This is a genomic window from Pedobacter nyackensis (assembly GCF_900176505.1).
Classification (GTDB): Bacteria; Bacteroidota; Bacteroidia; order Sphingobacteriales; family Sphingobacteriaceae; genus Pedobacter; species Pedobacter nyackensis.
Window position 1 is genome coordinate 134,920 of the sequence record NZ_FWYB01000016.1, and the last position, 16,409, is coordinate 151,328.

Sequence of the window (16,409 nt, forward strand, 5' to 3'; positions counted from 1 at the left end):
ATTAAATATTTGTAGTTAAATTCATTGTATGAAAACAATTTTATACTAACAAAGAACTAAAAACAAACTACTTATGAAAAAATTAGCAGCAGAATTTATTGGCACCTTTTGGCTTGTCCTTGGTGGTTGCGGAAGCGCCGTTTTAGCCTGTAATTATCCGGATGCGGGGATTGGATTTCTAGGGGTCGCCCTGGCCTTCGGCTTAACGGTCGTAACCATCGCTTACGGACTCGGGCACATTTCTGGCGCACACTTGAACCCTGCAGTATCAATAGGTTTATGGATTGGCGGTCGTTTTGACGGCAAAGAACTAATCGGCTACATTATTGCCCAGGTTTTGGGAGGTATAGCAGCAGCGGGCATACTCTACGTAATTGCTACAGGTAACGGCAGCTCAATTGGCGGATTTGCAAGTAACGGATACGGCGATCTCTCGCCCGGAAAATATAGCATGGCTGCGGCACTGGTTTGCGAAATCGTTATGACCTTTATTTTTTTACTGGTTATTTTAGGGGCTACAGACCATAGAGCTCCAAAAGGTTTTGCGGGATTAGCGATTGGTCTTTGTCTAACCTTAATTCACCTGATCAGTATCCCGGTAACCAATACCTCGGTAAATCCTGCAAGAAGTACCAGTCAGGCTCTTTTTGCCGGTGGCGAGGCTATGGGCCAACTTTGGCTGTTCTGGGTAGCACCAATTATAGGGGCTATTTTAGCTGGACTTGTATATAAAGCCTTTTTTGCTTCTGATTCTGAAGCCGCATAATCTTATATAAAAGCATTAAAATTAAGGGCCGTAAGTAATTACGGCCTTTTTTGCTGATAATTTAAAATTTATTATAACTTTGAATATCGCCTTAGTAATTGTACTTTTTACACTAAGGCATTTTTACTAATAAAAACCAACAGAAATGAGTTTAATAATCGATGTTCATGCACGGCAAATACTTGACTCCCGTGGCAATCCTACAATTGAAGTAGATGTAATGACAGAAAATGGTGTCCTTGGTCGTGCCGCAGTACCTTCTGGTGCTTCAACCGGTATGCACGAAGCTGTAGAGCTTCGCGACAATGACAAATCTGTATACCTTGGTAAAGGTGTATTAAAGGCCGTTGCTAACGTAAATGATAAGATTGCCGCTGAATTAAGAGGTGTTGATGTATTTGAGCAAAATGCCATCGATAACTTAATGATTAAATTAGACGGAACTGAAAACAAAGGTAACCTGGGTGCAAATGCTATTTTAGGTGTTTCTTTGGCAGTAGCTAAAGCAGCAGCTCAGGAAAGCCGTCAGCCTTTATACCGTTACATTGGTGGTGTTAACGCTAACACATTACCTATTCCAATGATGAACATCGTTAACGGTGGTTCTCACTCTGATGCTCCTATTGCTTTTCAGGAATTCATGATCATGCCAGTAGGTGCTTCTTCTTTCTCTGAAGCATTAAGATGGGGAACTGAAGTATTCCATAGCTTAAAAGCAATTTTACACAAAAGAGGTCTTTCTACTGCTGTAGGTGATGAAGGTGGTTTTGCACCAACTTTCGACGGTACTGAAGATGCTGTAGAAACCATTATACAAGCTATTGAAAAAGCAGGTTACACACCAGGTAAGCAAATTGCTTTAGCGTTCGACTGTGCAGCATCTGAGTTTTACAAAGATGGTAAATACGATTACACTAAATTTGAAGGAGAAAAAGGTGCGATCCGCACAAGTGCTGAACAGGCTGACTACCTTGCTTCTTTAACTGAAAAATATCCAATCATCTCTATTGAAGATGGAATGGGTGAAGATGACTGGGCTGGCTGGAAAATGTTAACCGAGAAAATCGGCGACCGTGTTCAGTTAGTTGGTGATGACTTATTTGTAACTAACGTTAAAAGGTTACAAACAGGAATTGACAGCGATACTGCTAACTCTATCCTTGTAAAAGTAAACCAGATCGGTTCTTTAACTGAAACCATCAATGCAGTTTCATTGGCTCAAACTAATGGCTATACTTCAGTAATGTCTCACCGTTCTGGTGAAACTGAAGATGTGACCATTGCTGATTTAGCTGTTGCATTAAACTGCGGACAGATTAAAACCGGGTCTGCTTCACGTTCTGACAGGATTGCAAAATACAATCAGTTGTTACGTATCGAAGAAGAATTAGGTTCTGCTGCAAGATTCATCGGTAAAGATTTCAAATACGCAATAAAATAAGCTTACGTTAAGCTTTTAATACAAATAAAAAGTCTTGCAAGCAATTGCAGGACTTTTTTGTTATCTTACCTATAGCAATACCTAATATAAGCATCATGACTAAAGACAAAAAGGAAGAACTAAGCGTTATAGTGAGCCTACTGAGCGTATTTCCGCCATTTGCATTATTGATAATCCTGGTAGGCTGGTTTAAAGGGAACAAAGTCAGCACCCTATCTGTCATCGGTGTAATTGTAGCAATAGTATTCAGCGTAATTTTTGCTGTACAATTATACAAACCTTTGTAAAAGCTTAAATCATATTTATACCTTTGCCCCTATGAATCGCATTTTTGAACTTGTCCGCAACAAATACTTCCTATCCGTAGCCGCTTTTGTGGTATGGATGTTGTTTTTTGACAGAAACGACATGATCTCTCAATACGAATTCAAATCCGAGGTGAATAAACTGCAGGAAGAAAAAGACTTTTATGTGAAAGAGATCTCACAGGTAAAAAAGGACCTGAACGAGTTAAACACCAACCTCAATACGGCAGAAAAATTTGCCCGCGAAAAATACTTCATGAAAAAAGAGAATGAAGATGTTTTTGTCATCATCAAAGAAGCCCCTAAAGACTAATACACAAATTTAGGTAGCGCAAGCTTATAGCGAACTACAATTATCCTCAGAACAAATATAAACGCGATTACAATAACTGTAGCGGCGTCATCTGTCAGATTAAAATACTTCAACCCATAATACAATATCCCGCCTAAAATACAGGCTGTGGCATATATTTCCTTATGAAAAATTAAGGGAATGGTGTTGAGCAAAGTATCTCTGATCACACCACCAAAACATCCGGTAATCGTACCCAATGCGACACAAATACCCGGACTTAAGCCAAACATAATCCCCTTTTGAATACCCAGCATGGTAAACAAGCCCAATCCAATGGAGTCAAAAAGGAAAAGCGTTACTTTAAATTTCTTGATATGGGTTTTAAAGAAAATGGTAGCAATACTGGTTAATAAAATCAACAGGCAGTAATTCACATCCCGCATCCATGCCACAGGTGTATCCCCTATTAAAAGATCTCTAACCGTACCTCCACCTATAGAAGTCACAAAAGCAATAATCAGTACACCAAACGGGTCCAGCCTCCTTTGCATAGCAGCAAAAGTCCCTGATATCGCAAATGCGATAGTTCCCAATGTTTCAATGGTTTCTACGGTATTGATCTGCATAGGGTATCTAGTTAAATTTCGCCGTTTCTTTTACGGAAGAACCATTCCATTGTAAGCAATGCCATGATCAGCGCAAACAGCCATTTAAAGTTAATTAATTCTTCGTATCTACGGTCTTCGTAAGTAAGGGTTTTGATTTGGTCATTCGATTTGATCTCATCAAGGAGTTTTAACAAATCCTGAGGACTGTGCATCTTTCCTCCTGTTTCGGCCGACATCGTATTTAGCAGCTGATGGTTAGCCACCGTTTGCTGGTATTCAGCAACCATAGCATTCACATAAAAAACACCCTGCGCTGTGTGTTTCTTATTTCCCAAAACCGTTGTTGCTGTATAACTGTAATTACTTGCCGCCAAAGTCCCTGCATCAAGCTGGTAAGCCACATCGGTTCTAGAAAACAGGAATTTATAAGCCGTGCCTTCTTCGTTTTTAATCACGATGTCTACATCCGGCGTATTTACAGCATCATAACTGTCATTATACAATACCGCATTGAGTATGATGTTCTCATTCTCATCGAAAGTATTTTTTGCAGCATATACCTTAAACTTACGTTTATCATCCTTAACAGAAAGATATTGAACCGTTTTTGAGATCAGACTATTAAACACTTCAGGCTCAGCTCCCGTCTCAGCGGCCTCAGATAATTTCCATCGCCACAGTCCCTCTCCCACTAAAAAGCCAGTTTTTCTTCCATCATCCGACATAAAGAACAACTGCGGATAATCCGTATTAATTTTGCCTATACGCTGGTTTAACACAACCTGGCTATTCCCATTTACCGACAGCTTGCCTAAAGGACCTTGTAGAGGATCAAATCCCTCGATACGCTTAATGGCTGCCTGATCCAGATTAAACGCTGTAAACCCCGTATTTACAGTACTAAACGCTTCCTGAAGTGTGTAATTACCTCCATTCAGATTCACCTGCTTCTGTAATTGATTAAATGCATTCAAATTACTTTGGCCCCCAATGATGTACCAGGTAGGAATACTTGTTGCCTTCAGTTTCTGGATAAATGTAGTAGCATCATATATGGCAGATGGCAATTGATACAACACCGCCAGTCCGTAATCATTCACGTTCAAAGTATTCAATCCCTCGGCCAATACCACCTTTACCTCAAAGTTCTTATTCAGACTGATCGCCTGTTTCAATGTGGTGATATCAGGATGCGGACCAGCAGCTGCAATCAGCACCTTTTGCTTTGCGTCAATCACATCAATAAAAATATGCTGCACATTGTTCTTTTCTGAAACTTCGTGTTGCAGCGGACTCAACTGCAGCGTATATTTCTGTAAACCCAAATTTGTTGCTTTAAGCTTTACAGGGATATTTTTGACAAAGGCATCCGAAGTAACCGGCAAGCGCTCCTCATGAACCTTTTTACCATTAGCGAATACGGATAACAGGCTTGTCTCTCCTTTAGCTTCAAAAGCCTGGGCCTGCACCTCAATGGTAAATTCATTATCCAGATAAACCAAACTGTTATGGTTGATATTGGCAATCTGCAAATCCTTTTTAGGAATGGTATCGCCCAGCGCAATGGTATAAACCGGAGCCTTTAGCTTGTCCAGTTCATAAAGTGGACTACCGCCACGGTTAAAAATCCCATCGGAAGCCAGGATAACTGCCCCAACATTCCTGTTTAGGTACTCATCGTTCAGTTTTGTAATCAATTGAGCGGCATTACTCAGCTTCCCCTTATTTGAAAAATCGAACCCGCTTTTAACGCTATCACTGAAATTATAAATCTTTACCTCATATTCGTCCGATAGCCTTTTGGCCAGACTTTGCATTTGTTGCTCATATTGCGACTTATTAAAGCCCGCAGACGTGATATTCCCCACGGATAAGGAATTATCCTGCCCAATAATAATGATAGGCTTCTCTGGGGTATAAGAAACGTTCCTGATAAGCGGAAAAAACAATAGAAAACCAATTAATGTAACCCCTGCCGCACGTGTCCCTGCCAAGGCATAGCGCGACTTTTTATCCAGATGCTCCGTTTTACCGTACAAGATCCAGGCAAACAACACACCTGCAAGCAGACAGGCAAATAGAGACAAAAAGGTAATAAGGTTAAAAGAATCGCTCATATGTATTTGGATAAAGATGCTAAATTTTAAAATAAACTGCTAGGCATTTTATTTAAGTTTGTTTTACCAACACACTGGCAAATATGAAATGCTATTTAAAGCTCATTTTACTGTTAATTATGACCACATCTGCTCTGGCACAAACGGGATTTAAGGATCAGCAATTAAAATTTGAACGAGTTAGGACGGCCTATGATCAAAAATGGGAAACCCTGAAAAAGGAATTGTCTCTGGCTGCAGCCAAAGAATCGTTTAAGCTATACATTGCAGCCTATAAAAGTGAAGGTAAATTAGAAATCTGGCTACAACCTAAAGCTCAACAAAAGTATAGGCTCTTTAAAACATATAATTTTAGCGCGCATTCGGGGACATTAGGTCCAAAAGTAATAGAGGGGGACTTGCAAACTCCGGAAGGGTTTTATCATGTCAATGCCTTTAATCCAAAAAGTAATTTTTATTTGTCTTTGGGTGTAAATTACCCCAACAGTGTAGATTTACGAAGGAGTGGACAGCAGAAGCCCGGTGGCGACATTTATATCCATGGCAATTGTGTCACCATTGGCTGTATTCCTTTAACAGATGAAAAAATAAAAGAAGTATATGTTTTGGCTGTTGAAGCGAGAAATGCTGGTCAGCAACAGATTCCTGTAAATATCTTCCCTTTTAAAATGACAGCCGATAATCTGAAAAAATATACTGTTCAATTCCCTCAACACGCAACATTCTGGCGAAATTTGCAACAGGGTTACGTTTATTTCGAAAAACACAAAACATTACCCATAATACATGAGGTTCAAAGAAATTATGAGGCAAAATAAAAGCGCTCATTTTGAACGCTTTTATTTAATCCTTGTTCTTTATCCACATTACAACATTCCGCCGCAAACCGACAATACTTGTCCGGTTACATATGAGCTCATGTCTGAAGCAAGGAACAAGCATGCATTTGCTACATCTTCAGTTTCTCCTGCTCTTTTCAAAGGAATACCTTCTTCCCAGCCTTTAACAACTTTAGGATCCAGTACATCAGTCATCTCCGTACGGATAAAACCAGGCGCAACTACGTTAGTACGAATGTTACGTGAGCCTAATTCTTTAGAAAGCGATTTAGAAAAACCGATAATACCTGCTTTTGAAGCTGCATAATTAGCCTGTCCTGCATTTCCTTGTACACCAACTACCGAACTCATGTTGATGATCGATCCTTTACGGGCTTTCATCATCACCTTAGAAGCAGCTTTACAAACGTTAAATACAGATTTAAGGTTCACATTGATTACATCGTCCCAGTTTTCTTCGCTCATACGCATCAATAAACCATCTTTAGTGATACCAGCGTTGTTTACTACGATATCCAGTGTACCAAAATCAGCTACAATGTCAGTGATCAATTGGTCTGCCTCATCAAATTTAGAAGCATCAGAACGGTAACCTTTCACTTTTGTACCAAAACTCTGTAATTCTTGCTCTAAAGCCAGTCCTTTTTCTACTGATGATAGATAAGTGAAAGCTACATTAGCACCTTGCTCTGCGAATTTTTCTGCTATTTTACGTCCTATTCCTTTAGAAGCACCGGTAATAAGCGCTGTTTTTCCTTCTAATAATTTCATCTGGTTAATATTTTGTTTTTGCTGATGAGCTTGTATCCGAGATACAGCTTCATCTATTTATTATTTGATTATGATCTTTTTATTTAAGCAATGCGGGCTCCTGCTGACTCAGGCAATGGAAGCTGCCCAGTCCCCAGATAATATCTGTTGAATCTATACCAACTACTTTCCTATCCGGGAAAACACCCTGAATAATCTCCAAAGCAATTTTATCGTTTACATCCCTGAAAGTAGGAACGATCACTGCCGAATTGGCGATATAGAAATTGGCATATGAAGCCGGTAAACGAGTGTCCTCATGGATTACCGGTGAAGGCATTGGCAGTTTAACAATATTTAATGGTTTGCCATTCAACAAGCGCATCGCTTTTAAAGCCTCCAGATTCTCCTGAAGCAGCAGATAGTTTTCATCCAGTGGATTACTCTCCACCACAGTTAAAACGGTGTCTTCGTTTACAAAACGAGTGATATCGTCAATATGGCCATCCGTATCATCACCTACAATACCATCTCCTAACCACAAAACCTGCTCAGCACCATAAAACTCCAACAGATACTGTTCAATCTGCTCCTTGTTTAAATGTGGGTTTCTGTTCTCATTTAACAAACAAGCTGTGGTTGTTAAAATAGTACCGGCACCGTTAAACTCAACAGAACCACCCTCCATTACAATGTCAGGGTTATATAGTGGTAATTCAAAGTGATGCGCAATCTTAGTTGGGATAACATCATCCAGATCGTATGGAGGATATTTATCTCCCCATGCGTTATAACCCCAATCCACAACTGCTTTTTTACTGCCCTCAGCATTTAACAAAAATGCAGGGCCATGATCACGACACCAGGCATCATTGGTAGGCTGGAAATAGAATTCAATATTGGTCAAATCAGCACCAACTTTTTCCAGTTTCGCAGTAGCGAAAGCTTTGGTTGCTTCATCATTAACATTGATCCTTACCTTTTCGCCTTCAGCTATAATTTTTATAAACTGGCAATATGGCTCATAGATGGTTTCTAATTTTCCCGGCCATGAAGCCTCTTTATGTGGCCAGCTTAACCAGGTAGCCTCGTGCTTCGCCCATTCAGCAGGAAAACGGTAGCCATTTTTTTTAGGACTGCTGTTAAATATTACTTCGTTAAATGATGACATTTCTAAATCTTAAACGTTCTCTAATCTTCGTCAATAAACCTTTTGGTGATCGGCTGATAAGAGTCTATTCTACGATCTCTTAAGAAAGGCCAGTGCTTGCGGAAGAAATCAGATTCATTTAAATCCAATTCTACTACTTCAGTTTCTTCATTTTCATGAGAACCTAAATAAAGTATTCTACCTTGTGGATTTGTTACAAAACTACCGCCCCAGAACTTCATGGCCCCATTTTGCTCAAAACCTACACGGTTTACACTTACCACAGGCACCCCATTGGCTACAGCGTGCGAGCGCTGAATGGTTTGCCATGCATTATATTGATCTTTATTGGTTTCTTCATCCTGATCAGTCGCCCAACCAATAGCCGTTGGATAAAACATAATCTCAGCACCCATCAAGGCTGTAATGCGTGATGCTTCAGGATACCATTGATCCCAGCAGATTAATATACCAATTTTGGCAAATTTGGTCTGAAATACTTTATAGCCCAGATCACCCGGAGTAAAGTAAAATTTCTCATAGTAAGCCGGATCGTCAGGGATATGCATCTTACGATATTTACCCAGATAAGAACCATCTGCATCTAAAACAGCAGTGGTATTATGATACAGTCCTGCTGTACGCTTCTCGAATAACGAGGCAATAATTACCACGCCCAATTCTTTCGCAACAACCTGTAAAGCATCTGTGGACGGGCCAGGAATAGCCTCAGCCAAATTGAAGTTATCGTAATCTTCAACATCACAAAAGTATAGAGAAGTAAAAAGTTCCTGCAAACACACAATCTGTGCACCTTTTGCTGCCGCTTCTCTAATTTTTAAAATTGCTTTATCTAAATTTTCTTGTTTATTACCGGTACAACTCATTTGCACCAGCCCAACCTGTACTTTAGCCATTCTTTATTAACAAATAATTTAATGCAAAGTTAGCCAAAAAAAACAAAATAAGGACTGAGGTCATCATAAGATGACTGTAACAGGAAACCTGAATACTTAGGAAGCTATACTATCCTTGTACTCCTGCTGTAATTCGAATAAGCATTTGGCACAAAGACAGCCGTCGTGCAACTCACTAATGTACTGCACCTCGTTCAAATCAAGATGAACCGCACTACACTGGCATTTCGTATACGCGTTTGCTTTACACTCAATTGAAGTGTTACAACGTTCGCAGGATATGATTTCGTGTTTGGCCATTTAAGGATTAAGGAACAAAGCTTAAGGAGCAATGATCATTGCAAATATACAACATGCGCATCTTTATTATATACGCTATGCTTTGAATTGACTAATTTCAAACAAATTGAATGTGTTGTTGAAAGGCCTTGTCGGGTTGCAACCCCTTCCGGTTGCCTAGCCAGCGCAGCCTTGAGACAATACATTCAATTTGTTAGTTCCCCAAAATATACACTCAAAAAAGTAATCATAAAAAAAGGAGTAAGCATTACGCTTACTCCTTTGTGGATATATTCAATCTGAATGATTAACCTGAACAGCTGATACAGCCTTCTTCCATTGAACAAACCGGACCTTCAACGATCTCTTCGGCACTTTGCTCAATATGCTCCGGAATTACCGGTTCCATGTTTTTACCTGCCTGATTCTCTACAGTAAATTTAACTGCCTGAGAAGCTGCTTGTGTGCGCAGGTAATACATACCAGTCTTCAATCCTTTTTTCCATGCGTAGAAATGCATTGAAGTTAGTTTTGAAGTATTTGGAGCATTGATAAACAAGTTTAGTGATTGCGACTGGCAGATATAAGCACCTCTGTCGGCAGCCATATCAATAATGCTACGCATTTTGATCTCCCAAACTGTTTTGTATAATTCTTTGATATAATCAGGGATCTCAGCAATGTCCTGGATAGAACCGTTTGCTAAAATGATCCTGTCTTTCATAGCCGGAGTCCATAAACCCAAAGCTACAAGGTCTTTCAACAAGTGTTTATTCACTACGATGAACTCACCACTCAATACCCTTCTGGTGTAGATATTAGAAGTATAAGGCTCAAAGCACTCATTGTTTCCTAAAATCTGTGAAGTAGAAGCAGTTGGCATTGGAGCAACCAATAAAGAGTTGTAAACACCATCTTTCACTACTTTCTCACGTAAAGTTTCCCAATCCCAACGGCCGCTATCAGGTTGTACATTCCAAAGGTCGAACTGGAATTTACCTTTTGACAATGGAGAACCTTCAAATGTTTCGTAAGGACCATGTTTTACAGCCAGGTCATGAGAAGCAGTCATGGCAGCAAAATAAATAGTTTCAAAGATCTCTTTATTTAAGATACGGGCGCCTTCACTTTCGAAAGGTAAACGCATTAAAATAAAGGCATCCGCTAAACCTTGCACACCTAAACCAACCGGTCTGTGACGCATGTTAGAGTTTTTGGCTTCTTCTACCGGATAGTAGTTATAATCGATGATTTTATTCAGGTTTACGGTAGCCTGATAAGTAACTTCATACAATCTCTGGTGATCAAATTCACCATTGATTACATATCTAGGTAACGCTAATGAAGCCAGGTTACAAACGGCAACCTCGTCTTTAGAAGTATACTCGATGATTTCAGTACAAAGGTTAGAACTTTTAATTGTACCTAAGTTCTGCTGATTAGATTTGCTGTTAGCTGCATCTTTATACAACAAATAAGGCGTACCTGTTTCAATTTGTGAATCCAGAATAGCGAACCATAATTCTTGTGCTTTAATGGTTTTACGTGCTCTTCCTTCTTTTTCGTAACGCTCATATAAAGCGTCAAACTCTTCACCGAAACAATCTGCTAATCCTGGTGCTTCATGCGGACAGAACAAGCTCCAATCGCCGTTCTCTTCCACACGTCTCATAAACAAATCGCAAACCCAAAGTGCATAGAACAAATCACGTGCACGTAATTCTTCTTTACCATGATTTTTACGCAAGTCTAAGAAACTGAAAACATCAGCATGCCAAGGCTCTAAATAGATAGCAAAGGCACCTTTACGTTTACCTCCACCTTGATCTACGTAACGAGCAGTGTCGTTAAACACTTTCAACATCGGCACAATACCATTACTGGTACCATTGGTACCACCAATATAAGAACCAGTAGCTCTGATGTTGTGGATGCTTAAACCAATACCACCTGCACTCTGAGAGATTTTGGCAGTTTGTTTTAAGGTATCATAAATTCCTTCAATACTATCATCCTGCATCGTTAATAAAAAGCACGATGACATTTGAGGTTTAGGAGTAGCTGCATTAAATAATGTAGGTGTAGCGTGAGTAAACCAACGCTCACTCATCAGGTTATACGTTGCAATTGCGCTATCGATATCACCTTTATGGATACCTACAGCAACACGCATAAATAAATGCTGAGGACGTTCAACAATCTGTCCTTCAACTTTCAACAGGTAAGATTTCTCTAATGTTTTGAAACCGAAGTAATCAAAACCAAAATCCCTGTCGTATATAATTGTACTGTCTAAGATATCTGCATTCTTCTCAATAACTTCCCAAACATCATCTGCAATCAGTGATGCTGGCTTACCGGTTTTAGCGTCGATATAGTTATACAGCATCTCCATAGTTTTGGAGAAAGACTTAGTCGTATTTTTATGAAGGTTAGACACTGCGATACGTGAAGCCAACAGCGCGTAATCCGGATGTTTTGTAGTTAAAGAGGCTGCTGTTTCAGCTGCAAGATTGTCCAGCTCCGAAGTGGTAACGCCATCGTATAATCCTTCAATTACCTTCTTGGCAACATCTATCGGATCTACAAGTTCAACATTAAAACCGTAGCATAACTTCTCAATACGAGCCGTTATCTTGTCGAACCTTACCGCTTCTTTGCGGCCATCTCTTTTTATTACGAACATATTTTTCTATTTATGGTGCTTATTGAGTTTCAGAGCGGCAAACTCAGCATAGGCACCTAATTATAATTATTATCTATTTACTTATCGTCTAACCCCAATAAGTACTAAAAGTCATCATCTAATGAGAATGCTGCTGCTTTATCTTCCGATGAAGTCAACACACCACTCTTCTGGTAATCCCCTACTCTTTTTTCAAAGAAGTTGGTTTTACCTTGCAATGAAATCATCTCCATAAAGTCGAAAGGATTCGTTGCATTATAAATTTTTGTATATCCCAATTCCTGCAACCATCTGTCGGCCACAAATTCGATGTATTGCGACATCAATTTCGCGTTCATTCCGATCAAGGCAACCGGTAAAGCATCTGTAATAAATTCTTTTTCAATTTCTACAGCATCACTAATGATCGCATGTACCTGTTCCTGACTTAATCTGTTTTTAAGCATTTTGTAAAGCAGACAAGCGAACTCACAATGTGCACCTTCATCTCTTGAGATCAATTCATTACTGAAGGTAAGTCCTGGCATTAAGCCACGTTTCTTTAACCAGAAAATCGAGCAGAAACTTCCGCTGAAGAAAATCCCTTCAACTGCAGCAAATGCTACCAATCGTTCAGCAAAGGTTCCGTTCTCAATCCAGCGCAATGCCCACTCCGCTTTTCTTTTCACTGCGGGTACAGTATCGATAGCATGGAACAAACGATCCTTTTCTTCCGGATCTTTGATATAAGTATCAATCAGCAAAGCATAAGTCTCTGCGTGGATGTTCTCCATCATGATCTGAAAACCATAAAAGCAACGTGCTTCCGGCAATTGTACTTCGCTCATGAAGTTTACCGCAAGGTTTTCATTTACGATACCATCACTGGCAGAAAAGAAGGCTAGAATATGTGAAATGAAATGTCTTTCTCCATCGTTCAGATTATCCCAGTGTTTCTGGTCATCCGAAAGGTCAATTTCCTCAGCAGTCCAGAAACTAGCTTCGGTTTTCTTATACATTTCCCAGATTTCAGGATATTTAATCGGCAAAAGAACAAATCTGTCTTTGTTTTCTTTTAATAATACTTCTTCTTCTTGCATAAGCATCTATTTTAATGGGGTAAATGTATTTTCTTTTTATAAAGCTCTAATAAATCCTGTAGCCAGACGATCTACACCCCGTAATAAAAAGTTTAAAAGACTTGAAATCTCCCGACAACCTTAAACAACTAAGTAATAAAACCTTAACTAAAAATCTATGACTGATTCACAAAAGAACTTTATGTAAACAAATATAAAGTCTGAACCCATGATAAGAGAACAATAGTTGTTAACAAGCAGCCATATTTATCAACAATAAAAAGAGAAATTGACACACTAATTACGCTTGAAATTTGCTATCTATTTCTTTTAATCTCAGGAAGAAGTAAGAAGGGATGTTGATAAGTTCAGAAAACTTATCAACTGAATAAAGTTAAAGGGTTAGTCTTCCTCAGGAAGATAACTGATCTCAACTTTAGCCACACCTTTTCCATACATACCGATGGCCTTGGCCGCAGCAGCGGAAAGATCTATTTTGAATTTTCTGGAATGCGGACCTCTGTCATTCACTTCAACATCTACCGATTTTCCGTTAGCCGGATTCGTCACCGTAACTATGGTTCCGAAAGGAAGTGTCATATGCGCCGCTGTCAATTTTTTTCCACGATACCTTACCCCGCTTGTCGTCTTACGACCTTCAAACTTTCTGTGGTAATATGTTGCGTAAACAGTTTTTGAGATTAATTTAGAAGAGTGATTAGATGAGGATTCTGCCGACTTTTCAAGAACAATATCTGAACCTGTTTCATTTGGAATATTCTGGGAAAACCCAAGAAAAGAAATCAGCATACCACATAACAATAAACAATACTTCATATTTACTATAGTTGGTGAGCCGACAAACATAAGTAAACTAAGTACTTAAAAACAAGAAATGCCCGAAAAGTTAATCCCAGGCACCCTAATAATATCACTGTTAAAGAAATTATTTCTTATCAGGCACAAAACTCATGGAAATAGAGTTCACACAGTTACGCGTATTTTTGTCAGTAAAGCCTTCACCAAAAAATACGTGACCTAAATGTGCTTTACAATTTGCACAAACAATCTCGGTACGCATACCATCGGCATCCGGTATTCTTTCTACTGCACCTTTGATTTCATCATCGAAGCTGGGCCAGCCACAATGTGATTCGAATTTAGATTCAGAACGGTACAAAGGAGCATTACAACGCTTGCAAACATAAGTTCCTTTTTCCTTATTATTTAACAACTTACCTGTACCAGGATATTCCGTGCCTTTACGCACAATCACATCCTCTTCCTCCTTGGTTAATTTATTCCATTCCATATTCTTCATCGTTTTTTTTGTATCCTTTTTTTGCGGCTGCTGACCGCATGCTGTCAGGTTTACTAAAATCAACAGCATGGTAAACATAAATGTTTTATTGATTAAAGCTTTCATCTACGTGTATGTTATTTAACACAAGATACGCAAAAAGCGTCCCCAGAGTTGTAATAAGAATGTCAGTTCTAAATAGCGCTACTCCGGGCTTTTATGGGCGACAAATAAAAAGCTCCGATGAAATAAATCACCGGAGCTTTTAAAACTATACAAGAAGATCTTATTAAACACTTACTTTTTTCAATAGTTCAGCCATTGCTGCGCCTATTTCTGCAGGGCTTTCTACTACTGTAATACCGCATTCTGCCATAATTTTCATTTTAGCTGCAGCAGTATCATCAGCACCACCAACAATTGCACCAGCGTGACCCATTCTACGACCAGCAGGAGCAGTTTGTCCAGCGATAAAACCAACTACTGGTTTAGTACCGTTTTCTTTAATCCAAAGGGCGGCCTCAGCTTCCATTCCACCACCAATTTCACCAATCATGATGATACCTTCAGTTTCAGGATCGTTCATTAACAATTCAACTGCTTCTTTAGTAGTTGTACCAATGATTGGGTCACCACCAATACCGATAGCAGTAGTGATACCTAATCCGGCTTTCACAACCTGATCAACAGCTTCGTAAGTTAAAGTACCTGATTTAGATACCACACCCACTGTACCTTTTCTGAAGATAAAACCTGGCATGATACCAACTTTAGCTTCATCAGCAGTAATTACTCCAGGACAGTTAGGACCGATTAAACGGCAATCTTTGTCTGAGATATATTCTTTAACCTGAATCATATCCTTAGTAGGGATACCTTCAGTAATACAAACGATAACTTTAATTCCAGCTTCAGCAGCTTCCATGATCGCATCTGCAGCGAACGCAGGTGGAACAAAAATGATCGATACATTTGCGCCGGCTTTATCAACCGCATCCTTTACAGTATTAAATACCGGTTTGTCCAAATGAGTCTGACCACCTTTTCCAGGAGTCACACCACCAACAACGTTAGTTCCGTACTCGATCATTTGAGAAGCATGATAAGTACCCTCATTTCCAGTAAAACCCTGAACAATAACTTTTGAATCTTTATTTACTAAAACACTCATGTATCTTTATTTTTTTGTGCAAATCTAAGCTAATTGGAATGTAATGTCAAATGCAATCCAAATTTTATTACAACACTTTATTTAAAGCGCTTGCAAACCACATCACAAGAGGATCAAACAAAACAATCAATTTCAGGAAAGTAATTCCAGACAGCAAACGATTTCAGGAAAATTTTTCTGGTAAACAAACAAAATCAGGAATAACTAGGCTTGAACTAGCTCGAGTTAGCCTAAATCAACAAGTAATATCAGGATAAGACATCCGTACAAAACGGCTATAGTAAGTTAAGGTTAAGGAGAGCTAAACAAGGGAATAAGTTGCGGGTTGCTTTACCTTTCCTTTACCCTTGGTTTAGGGTTGCTTTACCCCTGGGGTAAACCAAGGGTAAGGCAAGGGTAAAGGAAGGGTAAACCAAGGGTAAAGCAACCCTCTATTTTACTACTACTTTACCGCTGGTTATCCCCAACTCATTCCAAGCCCTGCATTAACGTGTCTTATACTGGGATTAGTTTACAGTAAAAAAGCTAATTACTGATTAGTGTTTACTTTTATTTTTGATTTTACTGACTGTAGTTTACAATGATAATTTAAATTACTGGTTGGTGTTTACATCTGCTTTTTATTTTACTGAAATAGGTTTACTTCTGGTCTGATACGGGTTTTACTTTACAGTTTTGAGAGGGGTTAATAATTATAAAATTAATTGTTTTTCTTTAGTTCTATTAT

At 39.2% G+C, this 16,409-nt stretch carries 16 protein-coding genes; 5 read left to right on the forward strand and 11 right to left on the reverse strand.

What is annotated here, in order from left to right:
* Positions 1-73: 73 nt before the first annotated feature.
* From aqpZ to B9A18_RS21460, 4 genes are all read left to right on the forward strand, one after another.
* Positions 74-766, forward strand: coding sequence for an aquaporin Z (aqpZ, locus tag B9A18_RS21445; protein WP_084291599.1), 693 nt, complete (start codon positions 74-76; stop codon positions 764-766).
* 145 nt (positions 767-911) lie between these two features.
* The gene (gene eno, locus B9A18_RS21450; protein ID WP_084291600.1) at positions 912-2,207 is read left to right on the forward strand and encodes a phosphopyruvate hydratase; all 1,296 of its coding nucleotides are present in this window, start codon (positions 912-914) and stop codon (positions 2,205-2,207) included.
* Positions 2,208-2,302: 95 nt separating this feature from the next.
* Positions 2,303-2,494: a hypothetical protein gene (locus B9A18_RS21455; RefSeq protein ID WP_084291601.1), complete on the forward strand. Its 192-nt coding sequence runs from the start codon at positions 2,303-2,305 to the stop codon at positions 2,492-2,494.
* Between the two features lie 31 nt (positions 2,495-2,525).
* A complete protein-coding gene (locus B9A18_RS21460) occupies positions 2,526-2,825 on the forward strand; it encodes an FtsB family cell division protein (protein WP_084291602.1) in 300 nt (99 codons plus the stop codon).
* On the opposite strand, the gene B9A18_RS21465 is transcribed toward B9A18_RS21460, so the two are convergent.
* Together B9A18_RS21465 and B9A18_RS21470 are read right to left on the reverse strand one after the other, a co-directional pair.
* A complete protein-coding gene (locus B9A18_RS21465) occupies positions 2,822-3,433 on the reverse strand; it encodes a trimeric intracellular cation channel family protein (protein ID WP_084291603.1) in 612 nt (203 codons plus the stop codon). The two genes, B9A18_RS21460 and B9A18_RS21465, sit on opposite strands and share 4 nt — an antisense overlap.
* Positions 3,434-3,444: 11 nt before the next feature.
* A complete protein-coding gene (locus B9A18_RS21470; RefSeq protein ID WP_084291604.1) occupies positions 3,445-5,532 on the reverse strand; it encodes a hypothetical protein in 2,088 nt (695 codons plus the stop codon).
* A gap of 119 nt (positions 5,533-5,651) precedes the next feature.
* Between B9A18_RS21470 and B9A18_RS21475 the strand changes: the two genes are divergently transcribed.
* Entirely contained in the window at positions 5,652-6,350 is a 699-nt protein-coding gene (locus tag B9A18_RS21475; protein ID WP_235005403.1) for a L,D-transpeptidase family protein, read from the forward strand.
* Between the two features lie 48 nt (positions 6,351-6,398).
* Here B9A18_RS21475 and fabG read toward each other — a convergent pair whose 3' ends face one another.
* From fabG to sucD, 9 genes are all read right to left on the reverse strand, one after another.
* A complete protein-coding gene (gene fabG / locus B9A18_RS21480; protein WP_084291606.1) occupies positions 6,399-7,142 on the reverse strand; it encodes a 3-oxoacyl-[acyl-carrier-protein] reductase in 744 nt (247 codons plus the stop codon).
* A 79-nt stretch (positions 7,143-7,221) separates the two neighbouring features.
* Positions 7,222-8,292, reverse strand: coding sequence for an agmatine deiminase family protein (locus B9A18_RS21485; protein ID WP_084291607.1), 1,071 nt, complete (start codon positions 8,290-8,292; stop codon positions 7,222-7,224).
* A gap of 20 nt (positions 8,293-8,312) precedes the next feature.
* Positions 8,313-9,188, reverse strand: coding sequence for a carbon-nitrogen hydrolase (locus tag B9A18_RS21490; RefSeq protein WP_084291608.1), 876 nt, complete (start codon positions 9,186-9,188; stop codon positions 8,313-8,315).
* Between the two features lie 96 nt (positions 9,189-9,284).
* A complete protein-coding gene (locus B9A18_RS21495; protein WP_084291609.1) occupies positions 9,285-9,488 on the reverse strand; it encodes a cysteine-rich CWC family protein in 204 nt (67 codons plus the stop codon).
* Between the two features lie 286 nt (positions 9,489-9,774).
* On the reverse strand, positions 9,775-12,153 hold the full coding sequence (locus tag B9A18_RS21500) for a ribonucleoside-diphosphate reductase subunit alpha (protein WP_084291610.1): 2,379 nt from the start codon (positions 12,151-12,153) through the stop codon (positions 9,775-9,777).
* Between the two features lie 104 nt (positions 12,154-12,257).
* Positions 12,258-13,232, reverse strand: coding sequence for a ribonucleoside-diphosphate reductase small subunit (locus B9A18_RS21505; protein WP_084291624.1), 975 nt, complete (start codon positions 13,230-13,232; stop codon positions 12,258-12,260).
* Between the two features lie 381 nt (positions 13,233-13,613).
* Positions 13,614-14,048 (reverse strand): septal ring lytic transglycosylase RlpA family protein, encoded by a 435-nt coding sequence (locus B9A18_RS21510; RefSeq protein WP_235005404.1) that lies wholly within the window; start codon positions 14,046-14,048, stop codon positions 13,614-13,616.
* A 109-nt stretch (positions 14,049-14,157) separates the two neighbouring features.
* Entirely contained in the window at positions 14,158-14,637 is a 480-nt protein-coding gene (locus B9A18_RS21515; RefSeq protein ID WP_084291612.1) for a methionine-R-sulfoxide reductase, read from the reverse strand.
* A 163-nt stretch (positions 14,638-14,800) separates the two neighbouring features.
* Entirely contained in the window at positions 14,801-15,682 is an 882-nt protein-coding gene (sucD, locus tag B9A18_RS21520) for a succinate--CoA ligase subunit alpha (protein WP_084291613.1), read from the reverse strand.
* Positions 15,683-16,409: the final 727 nt, after the last annotated feature.

Coding starts and splice junctions, on each gene's coding strand:
- B9A18_RS21455 (WP_084291601.1), top strand. CDS start 2,303: ATGACTAAAGACAAAAAGGAAGAACTAAGCGTTATAGTGAGCCTACTG.
- B9A18_RS21490 (WP_084291608.1), bottom strand. CDS start 9,188: ATGGCTAAAGTACAGGTTGGGCTGGTGCAAATGAGTTGTACCGGTAAT.
- B9A18_RS21505 (WP_084291624.1), bottom strand. CDS start 13,232: ATGCAAGAAGAAGAAGTATTATTAAAAGAAAACAAAGACAGATTTGTT.
- B9A18_RS21460 (WP_084291602.1), top strand. CDS start 2,526: ATGAATCGCATTTTTGAACTTGTCCGCAACAAATACTTCCTATCCGTA.
- B9A18_RS21495 (WP_084291609.1), bottom strand. CDS start 9,488: ATGGCCAAACACGAAATCATATCCTGCGAACGTTGTAACACTTCAATT.
- B9A18_RS21470 (WP_084291604.1), bottom strand. CDS start 5,532: ATGAGCGATTCTTTTAACCTTATTACCTTTTTGTCTCTATTTGCCTGT.
- B9A18_RS21485 (WP_084291607.1), bottom strand. CDS start 8,292: ATGTCATCATTTAACGAAGTAATATTTAACAGCAGTCCTAAAAAAAAT.
- sucD (WP_084291613.1), bottom strand. CDS start 15,682: ATGAGTGTTTTAGTAAATAAAGATTCAAAAGTTATTGTTCAGGGTTTT.
- aqpZ (WP_084291599.1), top strand. CDS start 74: ATGAAAAAATTAGCAGCAGAATTTATTGGCACCTTTTGGCTTGTCCTT.
- B9A18_RS21465 (WP_084291603.1), bottom strand. CDS start 3,433: ATGCAGATCAATACCGTAGAAACCATTGAAACATTGGGAACTATCGCA.
- B9A18_RS21510 (WP_235005404.1), bottom strand. CDS start 14,048: ATGAAGTATTGTTTATTGTTATGTGGTATGCTGATTTCTTTTCTTGGG.
- fabG (WP_084291606.1), bottom strand. CDS start 7,142: ATGAAATTATTAGAAGGAAAAACAGCGCTTATTACCGGTGCTTCTAAA.
- eno (WP_084291600.1), top strand. CDS start 912: ATGAGTTTAATAATCGATGTTCATGCACGGCAAATACTTGACTCCCGT.
- B9A18_RS21515 (WP_084291612.1), bottom strand. CDS start 14,637: ATGAAAGCTTTAATCAATAAAACATTTATGTTTACCATGCTGTTGATT.
- B9A18_RS21475 (WP_235005403.1), top strand. CDS start 5,652: ATGACCACATCTGCTCTGGCACAAACGGGATTTAAGGATCAGCAATTA.
- B9A18_RS21500 (WP_084291610.1), bottom strand. CDS start 12,153: ATGTTCGTAATAAAAAGAGATGGCCGCAAAGAAGCGGTAAGGTTCGAC.